At 43.8% G+C, this 12,286-nt stretch carries 10 protein-coding genes; 7 read left to right on the forward strand and 3 right to left on the reverse strand.

The window, feature by feature from the left end; all coding sequences use genetic code 11:
* Nucleotides 1–96: 96 nt before the first annotated feature.
* The 4 genes from PCAR9_RS09630 to PCAR9_RS09645 all read left to right on the forward strand — a co-directional run bounded on the left by PCAR9_RS09630 (nucleotide 97) and on the right by PCAR9_RS09645 (nucleotide 7,345).
* Nucleotides 97–2,694 carry a VolA/Pla-1 family phospholipase gene (locus PCAR9_RS09630; RefSeq protein WP_179983410.1) on the forward strand — a complete coding sequence of 866 codons (2,598 nt, stop codon included), beginning with the start codon at nucleotides 97–99 and terminating at the stop codon, nucleotides 2,692–2,694.
* A 240-nt stretch (nucleotides 2,695–2,934) separates the two neighbouring features.
* The gene (locus PCAR9_RS09635; protein WP_179983411.1) at nucleotides 2,935–5,460 is read left to right on the forward strand and encodes an acylase; all 2,526 of its coding nucleotides are present in this window, start codon (nucleotides 2,935–2,937) and stop codon (nucleotides 5,458–5,460) included.
* 119 nt (nucleotides 5,461–5,579) lie between these two features.
* Complete coding sequence (sohB, locus tag PCAR9_RS09640) at nucleotides 5,580–6,620, forward strand: protease SohB (protein ID WP_179983412.1); 1,041 nt, start codon at nucleotides 5,580–5,582, stop codon at nucleotides 6,618–6,620.
* Nucleotides 6,621–6,721: 101 nt separating this feature from the next.
* Complete coding sequence (locus PCAR9_RS09645) at nucleotides 6,722–7,345, forward strand: TetR/AcrR family transcriptional regulator (protein ID WP_179983413.1); 624 nt, start codon at nucleotides 6,722–6,724, stop codon at nucleotides 7,343–7,345.
* A 97-nt stretch (nucleotides 7,346–7,442) separates the two neighbouring features.
* Here PCAR9_RS09645 and PCAR9_RS09650 read toward each other — a convergent pair whose 3' ends face one another.
* Complete coding sequence (locus tag PCAR9_RS09650; RefSeq protein WP_179983414.1) at nucleotides 7,443–7,778, reverse strand: hypothetical protein; 336 nt, start codon at nucleotides 7,776–7,778, stop codon at nucleotides 7,443–7,445.
* 249 nt (nucleotides 7,779–8,027) lie between these two features.
* Between PCAR9_RS09650 and PCAR9_RS09655 the strand changes: the two genes are divergently transcribed.
* Both PCAR9_RS09655 and PCAR9_RS09660 read left to right on the forward strand, forming a co-directional pair.
* Complete coding sequence (locus PCAR9_RS09655; protein WP_269475061.1) at nucleotides 8,028–8,789, forward strand: Nif3-like dinuclear metal center hexameric protein; 762 nt, start codon at nucleotides 8,028–8,030, stop codon at nucleotides 8,787–8,789.
* 15 nt (nucleotides 8,790–8,804) lie between these two features.
* Entirely contained in the window at nucleotides 8,805–9,557 is a 753-nt protein-coding gene (locus PCAR9_RS09660; protein WP_179983415.1) for a methyltransferase, read from the forward strand.
* 28 nt (nucleotides 9,558–9,585) lie between these two features.
* Here the strand turns inward: PCAR9_RS09660 and PCAR9_RS09665 are convergent, their stop codons facing one another.
* Complete coding sequence (locus tag PCAR9_RS09665; RefSeq protein WP_179983416.1) at nucleotides 9,586–10,593, reverse strand: 2-hydroxyacid dehydrogenase; 1,008 nt, start codon at nucleotides 10,591–10,593, stop codon at nucleotides 9,586–9,588.
* Between the two features lie 199 nt (nucleotides 10,594–10,792).
* Nucleotides 10,793–11,275, reverse strand: a complete 483-nt coding sequence (locus PCAR9_RS09670) for a glutathione peroxidase (protein ID WP_179983417.1) — start codon at nucleotides 11,273–11,275, stop codon at nucleotides 10,793–10,795.
* Between the two features lie 88 nt (nucleotides 11,276–11,363).
* Between PCAR9_RS09670 and PCAR9_RS09675 the strand changes: the two genes are divergently transcribed.
* Nucleotides 11,364–12,233 (forward strand): NAD(P)-dependent oxidoreductase, encoded by an 870-nt coding sequence (locus PCAR9_RS09675; RefSeq protein ID WP_179983418.1) that lies wholly within the window; start codon nucleotides 11,364–11,366, stop codon nucleotides 12,231–12,233.
* The last annotated feature ends 53 nt before the right edge of the window (nucleotides 12,234–12,286 follow it).

Genomic DNA, 12,286 nt, shown 5'->3' on the forward strand with positions numbered 1-12,286 from the left:
TATCAACTACACCTGTAAAGACAGGGTAGACCAAGCTACTTTTAATAAAGTTAGGTTTTAGACACAGAATAACAACAATGCTTGTAGGGAGTAGAGATGAGAAAACTCGTATTAAGTTCCAGTGTGGCCCTTGCGCTGGGTCTAGCAGGCTGTGGTGGCTCCGATGAAACCCTTTCCGACATTCAAGCCGAAACAGAAGTTCAAACACCATTTTCACGAATTGTTTTCGACCCAGCTAACGGGAACCTAAACATTCCTAACGACCTTCTAATGCTTCCGGGCGACGATGGTTTCTTTGATTACACACTGAATATACCGGTCGATGACCCTACAGATTTTGCTGACCCGCAGAATGCTCTTAACGTGTTAGACGGTTGGTCAACTCAACACCCGTTTGTTATTAACGTAGATACGCCTGTCGGCGCATCGCTTGACGAAAGCTCGCTAGCATCTGGCGTCTTATTATTTGAGGCAACATTAGGGCTTGATCAAAGTGACCCGGAATGTGCGCAAGTAACTACGCCCTCTGCAGGATGTAAGCTTGGTGATCAACTTACCTTTGGCGTCGATTACGTACTTAGCCTAGCCGATAGTAACACCATAACTTTTGTTCCTTTAAAGCCACTGAAACCTGCTCAGGGTTATATGCTGGTTATGACCACAGATTTAAAAGATTCGTCTGGCAAATCAGTACAGGGCTCAACTACGTGGGACTCGGTAAGACAGGACATTAACACTAAGCCGCTATCCAGTGAAGCACAGATTCAAATACAGGGGTTAGTTAATTCATTAGTTAACCCTTTGTTGAATGCGGGGTTCGAACGTGAAGACGTCACCTACGTATCGGCGTTTACGACTCAATCTATTGCCAACTCGCTTGATACGATTAAGAAAGTCATGATTAGCCGTTTTGCACAACTGGCTGCTGGCGGTGACCCATCTGCACCAACAGCCTTACCTGCTATTACAGTACGCGATGTTGCTGCAGCGCCTAATGTTTTAGAAGCTATAGCACCGGAAATTGGATTATCTAGCTTAGTCACTACAGTTATAGATCAAAGTAAACAAGGTCGTTCGGATATAGCTGCAATTGATGCAACTGATTTCAGCGCGTTAGAAACTTGTGCAGGTCTTGCAGGCACAGCCTCTGGTCAGTTAGCTGCCCAGTGGGGTGGGTTAAATGATTTTGCGATAGGTGTTTCTACAGCAATCTTAAGGCAAGTAGGACCATTCTGTGCAGCTCAACGGTATGAAGGTAATATAGCGTTGCCTTACTTCTTGGGTGTTCCAAGTGCAGAGAATCCGCTTGCGCCAGTGAATGAATTTTGGAAAGCAGCGTGCGACAGCGGCATTGTGTTAGCTGGCGCACCGCAAGAGTTGCTAGCTGATGCTCAGCCAGGTCCGAATGCCGAAATGTGTAATTCCCTTGGTCTTGCTGACGTTCGCATTGATGGAGAAATGCTAGACAGCGCGAGAAACATTACTAAATTTAACCCGTATCCACAGCCAACGGGCGGAAATATGGGCATGGAAACGTTAGACGTGCAGGTAACTATTCCAGATCCTGCAATTGCGGGCGCTCTAGGCTTCCCAATTAGCATGCCTGAAGCTGGCTGGCCGGTGGTTATTTTAGCCCACGGTATCACCAGTAAAAAAGAAGACATGCTTGCGATTACCGGTACTTTATCTCTAGCAGGTATTGCTTCAGTGGCTATTGATCAGCCTTTACACGGGAGCCGAGGCTTCGACCTTGATGGTGACGGTACTGATGACTTAAACGCTACAAGCGTAAGCGCTACGCACTATATGAACCTTGCTAGCCTACCAACTGCACGTGATAACTTGCGTCAAAGTGTATCTGACTTGCTAGGCCTGCGTTTAGGGCTTAATGCTGTTGTAGATACAACCGCTGCACAAAATGTCAAATTTGATATGTCACGTGTGTCTGTTATGGGTGTGTCGCTAGGTGCAATGACGGGTGGTAATTTTGCTGCGGTTGCAAACACATCAATGGGTGGCGATTTAGCAGCGCTTGATGGTATGTTCGCTGTTAGACAAGCTTCCCTTGAATCTCCAGGAGGTGGCGTAGCGCAATTCTTATTAGAGTCTCCATCATTCGGACCTCTAATTAAAGGCTTGTTGCTTTCACAGGCGTCAGAAGACTTTGTTGCATTGCTAAACCAACTGTATGAAACAACTGATGTCACTGAAGAGCAGCTTAGCGCGGCGGTTACTATTTTTGAAGATAATCTAACTGCAGAGCAAGCTGCTGAAGTAAATGCAGTATTTGCAGAATTCGCATTCGCTGCGCAAACAGTAATGGATGCGGGTGACCCAACTAACTATGCACAAACGCTAGGAAGTAATACACCTGTTCACATGATGACGGTTGTAGGTGATGGTAGCGAAGAAAACCTACCTGATCAGGTAATTCCAGTTTCAACAGCATTGCCTCTGTCAGGTCAACTTCCACTAGCAGCGACAATCGGTTTAGAGCAAGTCACTACTACTCAAGGTCCAGGTACAGACCCAATTAGCGGCGTTGTTCTGTTTAATAGCGGTGCACATGCTTCTAGCTTGAGCCCTGCAGCAAGCGCAGCGGTAACCACAGAAATGCAAAAAGAAGTAGCAGGGTATATTGCGTCTGACGCACTAGCGCTTCCAATTTCAGATGAGAGTGTTGTTGCGAACTAGACACCTATAGTTTGTTAGACAAAGCAGTGTTACACCAGCTTACATTTTAATGAGTTAAAGCCGGCTTCAATGCCGGCTTTTTTGTCTTTACGACTTAAATGTTATTTGTATGTAGCTGCATGTTAATGTAGTGTAAATAAAAGGTCCGATCAGTCTTATTGACAATAGAAGTCAACGTGTTGAATAAACATAACTTGCGAAAAAACGGACTATTTCATTCATCATTAGGGAATATTTGCGATGACCAATCAAGGCACATTTAATACTAAACGAACGCTTATTGCGTTTACACTTGCCGGGCTATTAACCGCATGTGGCGATAACGACAACGATTTTTCAAATATAGAGCAACCAGCGCCACCCACGGCCACTACACCTGAACCAGCGCCTTCACCTATTCCTGCTTTTGCACCGGACGGTACTTTGTCGGCTGACATAACATGGACGACCTACGGTGTTCCGCATGTAAAAGCTGATAATCTTGAGAGCATGGCCTATGGTGTGGGGTACGCATTTGCAAGAGACAACCTTTGCGTACTGGCTGACCAGATTGTTAAATACAACTCAGAGCGTGCCAAGTTTTTCGGCCCAGACCAAGTGCCTGGTAGCGGCGACTCTGAGCACCTTATCAACGACTTTGGCTTTTTAACACTTGGTATTAGGGATCTCGCTGAAGAGAATTTACCACGTCTGTCTACAAATTCTCGCGCAATGTTTAAGGGTTATACGGCAGGGTATAACAGATACTTAAATGAAACACCTTTAGAAGAGCAAGATCAAAGCTGTGCGGGACAGCCTTGGGTAACAGAAATTGATAGCGTTGACCTTTTAACATACTCCTTAGGCGTGGCGCTTTTACCCGGCGCTGCTAACTTTTTAGGCCCAATGTTTATTGCTGCGCCACAAGGTGAGAGCTATTTACCAACTCCAGCCGAGTCATCAAGTGAAGTTGCCTCTTCAATAAGAATATCGCCGACAGTAGGGTTGCCAGATAGAAATCCTCAGGAAATGGGGTCTAACGGGTGGGGGTTAGGAAGCGATAAAACGACAAATGGGAAGGGAATGGTATTAGGTAACCCCCATTTTCCTCACACCGGAAACTTGCGTTTTTGGAACTTCCACGCTCAAGTTCCTGGCCATCTAAACGTAACCGGTAGCTCGCTTACGGGTTTACCAGGTGCAGTAAACATTGGTTTCAATGAAAACGTAGCCTGGACCCACACATTCTCCACTGCTGAGCATTTCGTTGTGTATCAGCTAACCCTTGATGAAGATGATTCATCAGGCCTTACCCATTTAGTTGATGGAAGCAAACGCACTATCTATGAAAAAAACCTTCAAATTGACGTTGCAGTAGGTGGCGGGCAAACCATTAAACTGAATAAGACTGCCTATTACACGAACTACGGTCCAATGATTGAAGTTCCAGGTAATTTTGATTGGAATGCTAACAATGCGTTTGCTATTAAAGACGCTAACCTGCCTAACTTTGATATTGTTGATCATTGGCTGGCTATGAATATGGCCACATCAATGGATGAGTTTAAGCAGGCGTTCAAAGACTATGACGGGGTTATTTTTAATAACACCATGGCTGCGTCGGCTGACGGCCAAGTATTTTATATCGACGACTCTACGGTACCGAATTTAACTGAAACGGCTATTGAACAATTAACAACGAACCCGCTACTTATTCAAACGAAAGCCGCTGCTGGTTTTACCGTACTACCGGGAAATATTTCTCAGTTCGACTTCGAAGGCCCAGTTCCTTATGAAGAAGCACCAAAGTACGAGGGCTCTGACTCGGTACAAAATTCAAACAATAGCTACTGGTTAACTAACCTAAACTCACCCATTGTTGTGAGTAATCCGCTATTTGGTAATGTGGAGAATCAACAGTCATTGCGCTCACGTATGGGGCAGCAGTTTATTGAAAATGAGGCTGGGAGTGATGGTACTTTCACACCCGAGGAAGTTGAAGGGCTATTACTTAATAACCGAAGCTATCTAGCTGAGAATATATTGCCATCTTTGCTTGAACTATGCGCCGAGCAAGGTGATACGCCAGTAAACGTAGACGGAGTAAGTGTTGATGTAGCACAAGCCTGTGCAGCCTTAGAGGACTGGGACGGTACAATGAACCTTACGAGTACTGGTGCACATGTTTTCAGAGAATTTGCCTTTCAGTTTAACCAAGCTCCGCAGTGGGAAGTACCGTTTTCTCTTGATGCCCCCGTGACTACGCCATCGGGTTTAGTAAAAAATGATACTACTTTAGAGCAATTGGCGCGAGCTACGCAGGTCATCGAACAGGCTGGGGTAGCATTTGATGCCCCACTCGGTGAAGTGCAATTTGTCGAGCGTAGCTTGCCAGACGGCTCTGCCTCAGGTGTTAAACTACCGTGGGCGGGTGCTCATAATATTGAAGGTGGCTTTAACGTATTTGATGTAAGAAGCAACAGTAATGGTACACAGTTACCAAGACATAGCTACGAAACAATTAACAGTAATACGGCGATGAGTGCTGAAGCTGAGGGCTATCACATTAACTATGGCACAAGTTGGGCAATGGTTATCAACTTCACTGATGAAGGGCCAAGGGGTCGAGGTATATTAACTTACTCACAGTCTCGTAAGTTTGGCAGTGACCATTTCTTAGACCAGACCCAGCTTTATTCTACACAGCCTACACTTCGGGATATCTATTTCACTGATGAAGAGATTGAAGCGAATAAGATTGAGCAGGTTAACCTATCGTCAGAATAAGATGAGACTGGTATTATAACGCAATTACATCAGCGGCTTTGCCTTAAATTGGGTAAGGCCGCTCTTTACGTTGTGGGTAAACAACGTTGCTTACCCGTTTATTTTACTAGGAGTAAAGTTTGGAGTTTTTGTACGAATACGGTTTGTTTGTTGCCAAAGCAGTAACGTTAGTTATCGCCTTCGTTGTTGTTGTATCAACCATTGTTGGTGTAGCAAGTAAACAGAAGCAGGGGAAAGGGCAACTCGAAATCGTGTCTATTTCTGAGCAATTAAAGGACATTACAAACTACGCTAAAGAAGTCCTTTTAGATAAAAACGCATTAAAAAAGTTAGCTAAAGAACAGAAGAAAGAGGCCAAAGCGAAGAGCAAGGCTAAAAACAAAGCGACAGATCAGGAGGACGAGTCAAAGAAGTCTCGTTTATATGTTATAGACTTTAAAGGGTCTATGGATGCCAATGAGGTCGAGCACCTGCGTGAAGAGATCACCGCTATTTTATGTGTGGCAAATAAAGAAGACGAAGTTTTAGTACGCCTTGAGAGTGGCGGTGGCGTAGTACATGGTTATGGACTTGCTGCGTCGCAATTACAGCGCATCAAAGAAAAGGGTCTGAAATTGACCATTGCCGTAGATAAAGTTGCGGCAAGCGGTGGCTATATGATGGCGTGTGTTGCCGATACATTGTTGGCGTCACAGTTTGCGTATATCGGTAGTATTGGTGTTCTAGCTCAGCTACCTAATTTCAATAAATTGTTGAAGAAAAACGATATAGAATTTGAGCAGCATACTGCCGGAGAGTTTAAGCGTACGCTAACGATTTTTGGCGAAAATAACGATGAAGGCCGCGCCAAGTTCAGAGAGGAAATTGAAGAGATTCATGTGCTCTTTAAAGATTTTGTGCAAAGTCAGCGTCCTGAAATGGATATAGATAAAGTAGCTACTGGTGAGTATTGGCCAGGAGTTAAAGCAAAAGCACTTGGCTTGGTTGACGACATCACCACTTCCGATGACTACATTCTTTCGCATTACCCAGCACGCGAAATTTTCAGTGTTAAGTATGCTGTTAAGAAAAATGTTGCGGAAAAGCTGGGTATGTCGGCAGCTAATGTTGTTGAGCGTGTGTTTATGAAAAGCATGAACAAAGCGCGTCATTGGTTTTAATAGCTATAAACCATCTGTGTTTGTTGCGGCATGAACATAACACCGTTAATAAGCACAGATGGGCGTAAAATTTTTAACCGACAAAAGATAATAAAAAGAATATGGCACGGCATACTAAAAACGATATATTAGATGCGGCGGAATACTTGTTTTCTCAAAGTGGGTTTACCCAAACCTCGATGCGGGAAATTACTGCCAGAGCAGAAGTAAATTTAGCGTCGGTTAATTACCATTTTGGTAGTAAGAAAAACTTAATACAAGCGGTGTTTAAGCGATACTTTGATGAGCTTATGCCACAAGTTAAGACTTGCTTAGACGCTCTCCCGCCTATTGAAGGCGCTAAAGGCGTTGAGCAGCTTTTATATTCGCTTATTCCCCCTATGTTAAATCTTAATGCTATATCTGAGCAGGGCACGGCCACCTTTGTAAAATTGCTCGGCCGGGGATACAACGAAACACAAGGGCACTTGCGTAAGTTCCTAATGCATGATTATGGTGACTGTATACGCGCTCTCGTAGATGCTATCAGGCGCTGTTTACCTGAACTTCCAGAAGAAGAGCTATTCTGGCGACTGCATTTTGCTATGGGAAGTTTTGTCTTTTCGATGGCATCGAGTCAGGCATTAACAGAAATCGCTGAATCCGATTTTCATAAGCACGTAGATATAAAAGAAGTCATCCAGCATCTTGTGCCATTTGTCGCGCAGGGACTTGCCGGTAAATAAACCACTTCTACAGCTAACGTAAGAACAAAGCGCTAGTCCCCTCAAATGGAGACTAGGCATAGTGTGAAATAAGCGTTATGAAAAATGCTTGTTGAAGCTAGCGAGGAAGGGTCGCGCCAGGAGCTTCAGCGTTTAGCTTCTCAGCCCAAAAATCCTTAACCGAAAAACCTGATTTGTTGGAAGCCGGTGCTTTTTTCTTAGCAGGTTTGGCTTTTGCTTTGGGTTCGCTTTTCTCTTTCTTTGCTTCTATTGTTTCAGACGAATTCGATGCTAGCGATTCTGCCATTTCCTGAAGCTGTGCTAAGCGCATATTTTTTCCGCCATCTACGCTGTACCAACCGCTCTTACTTTCAATAGTCGGCGCTTTGCCATTAGCTTTTTTATAGGCTTCAGTAAAAGCCGCGATAACTGCATCTTTGTCTAAGTTTGCCATGCTTTTTTGCTCTTTATTTTGTTAAGATGACGAACGTTTTTGTCCTGTAATACCAATAAGTGACAGCTGATTGATTAAAGCGCAACACGTTACCGATAAAACGAATTAAAAGTAGGCAGTGATTTAAACAATCCACTTTTTCCCGTTTTCCTGCGATAAGCGTTTGTCGACTTATAGGTGTTATACGAAACGTTCGCGTATTTTATAGCGTTTTTTTAACAATTTGTCTAACTTTCAACCGGAGGACTTGTGTCTATTACCCGCCTAGAACTACAAAATTATCTTGATGGAATGTTAAGGGTTAGCGAAATCAGCGATTATTGCCCAAATGGCTTACAGGTAGAGGGCACAAGCAAAATAGAGAAAATTGTGACAGGCGTAACTGCATCTCAGGCTTTAGTAGATGCGGCGATAGAAGCTAACGCCGATGCACTTATTGTGCACCATGGTTACTTTTGGAAAGGTGAGTCGCAGGCTGTGACTGGCATGAAAAAGCGCCGTCTTTCTGCTTTACTAGCCAACGATCTAAATTTGTTTGCTTACCACCTTCCTTTAGATGTTCACCCAGAATTTGGTAACAATCGTCAGCTTGCGTCTCTTCTCGATGTTCAAAATGTAAGTGCAGTCAGCGGTGTAAAACCTGTGGGTGTTGTTATGCAAGGAAATTTTGAGGAAGCAATTGAAGGTGCGGCGTTACAAGATAAATTGCAGCAGCTGTTAGGACGAGATGTGCTAATAGAAGGGCCTGTTTCAAAACCAATTACGACACTTGCTTGGTGCACTGGCGGAGGTCAGGGATTCATAGAACAAGCGGTTGAGTTAGGTGTAGATGCATTTATTACCGGTGAAGTATCTGAGCAAACGGTGCATACAGCAAGAGAAATGGGTATTACCTTTTTCGCGGCTGGCCACCATGCTACCGAACGCTACGGCGTGAAGTCTTTAGGTGAACATATTGAGCAGCAATTCGACGTACCTGTTGAGTTTATTGATATCGATAACCCTGCATAGCGAAGTTTGTAGTATATGAATAACGATCGTATCTTCGACGGTATTGCTGAAAAGTTCTCAAACAACATTTACGGGACAACCAAGGGCAAATTGCGGCACACATTACTATGTGACGTTCTTGAACCTTATTTAAAAGCGCCGCTTCGAGCCATCGAAATAGGTGGGGGCACAGGAGTAATGACGGCTCATATAGCCGCGAAAGGACATGCTGTTGTGCTCACCGATGCGTCAAAAGATGTGCTTAATCAAGCGGAATCTTTACTTTCTGATGCGCCAAATATACAAATACGGCATCAATATTTACAACAAATAGAAGACCTAAGTGATTTTGATTTTGTGGTTTGTCATGCGGTTCTAGAATGGCTAGATGCGCCCTTTGATGCTATAGATTTTATGTATAGCAATATGAAACCCGGAGCGCGCTTAAGCTTGAGTTTCTTTAATCAAGATGCGAATTTATTTGCCAATGCCATTTACGGTAATTTTGATTATATCGCCAAAGGAATGAAGGCGAAAAAGCAGGTGAGACTTAATCCCAACCAGCCGCTAAGCGCAATGCGAGTAGTTGAGTATTGTGAGTCGTTAGGCTTTAACATACTAGAAAAAGCTGGCATTCGCTGTTTTCACGATTATATGCGGGATATTACGCATCAAAGTAGCAAATTTAGCGATCTACTTGCTCTTGAACGACAGTATCACCAGCAGGAGCCCTATTTGTGGCTAGGAAAATACTTTCAACTCATTCTTGAAAAGCCACAAGACGGTTGAGTTTACAGGCAGCTTTGATGCATTGGGTTTATCCTAAAAACTGCTTACAGTGTATTGTCACCGGTAAGGATGTTAGCGTCGTTACCGCAATTTCATTCAATGCCTCATAAGTGAAAAAGCCCTGGTGCCCCGTTATCAATACATTGGGAAAGGTTGTTAAACGCTGAAAGGTGTCGTCTTGTATGATTTCCTGTGAATGGTCACTGAAAAAGAGTTCAGACTCTCTTTCGTAAACATCTAACCCTAAATAGCCAATCTGTTTCGACTTAAGCCCTTTTATAATGGCAGTATCATCAACAAGCCCGCCGCGTGATGTATTGATTAGCATTACGCCCGCCGGCATTTTCGCTATGCTGTCAGCATTGATAATGTGATAACTCTTTTCATTGAGCGGGCAGTGCAACGTAACAATGACGCTTTGTTCCAACAGTTCGTTTAGCGGAACATATTGGGCTCCCAAAGCGATCACATCATCATCCTGGCTTGGGTCAAAACAAAGAACTTTACATCCAAACCCTAACAGTATGCGGATGACGGCTTTACCAATCTTTCCTGTACCTACAACGCCCACCGTTTTGCCGTGTAGGGTGAAGCCCATTAAGCCGTTTAGGCTAAAGTTACTTTCTCTAACACGATTATAGGCTTTATGGGTTTTTCGGTTTAAGGTCAGAATGAGTGCTAGCGTGTGTTCAGCTACCGTTTCAGGGCTATAAGCAGGCACGCGACTTACTGCTATGTTAGCTTCAGCAGCAGCGCTAACATCTACATTATTGTAACCTGCGCAGCGAAGCGCGATATGTTTAACACCACAGTCTTTTAGCACTTTGATGGTTGCGGCATTTACATCGTCGTTCACAAAGACAACCACATCACTATATCCCTTACAGCTTATAGCAGTTGATGGATTAAGTGGGTGCTCGAAAAAAGTGCCCTTAATGCTTTGGTTATTGGCGCTATTGTGGTTTTCTAATAGCTGTGAAAATACCACTTGCTCATAAGGGCGAGTACTAAAAAAGGCAATATGATTATTTTGCATAGTATTTCCACACGTGTACGTATTTTCATTTGGCGTAGTTTTCACTTTACTACCCAACTGCTAATGCACTATATAGTGCCAACAATGCGTAATAAATTAGCACGCTACTATTTGAACTGTGTAGACACAGATCAACAAAATAATAGTAGCGTCAGTCGACCCAGAGCACTTCATTTGCACTCAAGTTAGGGCGTAGGATCTATGCCCCTAAAAGTTTAACAATATCTTTTTCAATAGACTCTGGCTTTACGGTAGGCGCGTAGCGTTTTAGGACTTTACCTTCAGCATTGACCAAGAACTTAGTGAAATTCCACTTTATACGTTTAGTTCCCAATAGCCCGGGGGCATCTTGTTTTAGCGCTTCAAAAAGTGGGTTTGCATTTGGCCCATTAACATTTGTCTTTTTAAAAAGCGGAAATGACACGCCAAAATTTAGGCTGCAAAATTGTGCTATATCGCTATCACTTCCGGGTTCTTGGTGGCCAAATTGGTCGCATGGAAACCCTAGTACCTCAAACCCCCGGTCTTTATATTTTTTATAAAGCGCTTCAAGCCCTTCATACTGAGGTGTAAAGCCACATTTACTGGCGGTATTAACAATAAGCAGTACTTTCCCTTTGTATTGCTCAAGTGTAGTTTGCTCGCCGTTATTCAATGTAATTGGGTGAGTATAGAGTTCCAAATTTATATTCCTATGTTTTTGTTTTTGTTAAGTCTGTTACTCTTACGTAATGCAAACCTATTTAATTGGCATCTAGAGTATATTCTGTATGAGTAATTTGAAAGTGAGTTTTTTGGGCTTGGGTGTAATGGGATTTCCTATGGCAGGGCACCTTAGCAAAGCGGGTTATTCTGTTACTGTGTATAACCGTACGGCGAAAAAGGCACAAGATTGGCTAGCCGCCTATTGCAACGCTGACGCTAGTGCGTGTAATTCTGTGGCTGAAGCGGTTAAAGACGCAGATATCGTTTTTATGTGCGTAGGTAATGACAATGATGTGAGAGATGTTGGTACGCAAGCACTAGAGATAATGAAAGCAGGTAGCGTGCTGGTCGATCACACAACCGCATCAGCTGATGTAGCGAGAGAGCTTTACGCAAGCTGTAACGATAAACAAATTGGATTTTTAGATGCGCCAGTTTCTGGAGGGCAGGCTGGGGCTGAAAATGGTCAACTGACTATCATGGTTGGCGGTGATGAAGCGGTTTTCGCTCAAGTAGAGCCAGTAATGGCACATTATGCTCGCCATAGTCAGTTGCTGGGTAAAAGCGGCAGCGGTCAGCTTGCAAAGATGATGAATCAGATTTGTATTGCCGGTATTGTGCAGGGCTTAGCCGAGGCGCTTCACTTCGGCCAACGCGCTGGACTAGATTGTAACGCAGTCATCGATGTTATAAGCAAAGGCGCTGCGCAGTCTTGGCAGATGGAAAACAGAGCCAGCACCATGTTGAACAACAGTTTTGATTTTGGTTTCGCTGTAGATTGGATGCGCAAAGACCTAAACATTGCGCTTGATGAAGCGCGTAAAAACGGGTCTACCTTGGCGCTCACCGCCCTTGTTGACCAATATTATTCTGATGTACAAAAGCTTGGTGGTGGCCGTTGGGACACTTCCAGCTTACTTACTCGTTTAAAATAGTCTCTTTTTGAGCGTAGGTTGCTGTAATGTAAAAAAGCACTAGCACTTTAAAT

It is taken from the genome of Alteromonas macleodii, assembly GCF_903772925.1.
Lineage (GTDB): Bacteria > Pseudomonadota > Gammaproteobacteria > Enterobacterales > Alteromonadaceae > Alteromonas > Alteromonas macleodii_A.

Excerpts from the sequence above, each read along its gene's own strand:
- PCAR9_RS09650 (WP_179983414.1), bottom strand. The coding sequence starts at position 7,778 with ATGGCAAACTTAGACAAAGATGCAGTTATCGCGGCTTTTACTGAAGCC.
- PCAR9_RS09675 (WP_179983418.1), top strand. The coding sequence starts at position 11,364 with ATGAGTAATTTGAAAGTGAGTTTTTTGGGCTTGGGTGTAATGGGATTT.
- PCAR9_RS09665 (WP_179983416.1), bottom strand. The coding sequence starts at position 10,593 with ATGCAAAATAATCATATTGCCTTTTTTAGTACTCGCCCTTATGAGCAA.
- PCAR9_RS09660 (WP_179983415.1), top strand. The coding sequence starts at position 8,805 with ATGAATAACGATCGTATCTTCGACGGTATTGCTGAAAAGTTCTCAAAC.
- PCAR9_RS09645 (WP_179983413.1), top strand. The coding sequence starts at position 6,722 with ATGGCACGGCATACTAAAAACGATATATTAGATGCGGCGGAATACTTG.
- PCAR9_RS09630 (WP_179983410.1), top strand. The coding sequence starts at position 97 with ATGAGAAAACTCGTATTAAGTTCCAGTGTGGCCCTTGCGCTGGGTCTA.
- PCAR9_RS09635 (WP_179983411.1), top strand. The coding sequence starts at position 2,935 with ATGACCAATCAAGGCACATTTAATACTAAACGAACGCTTATTGCGTTT.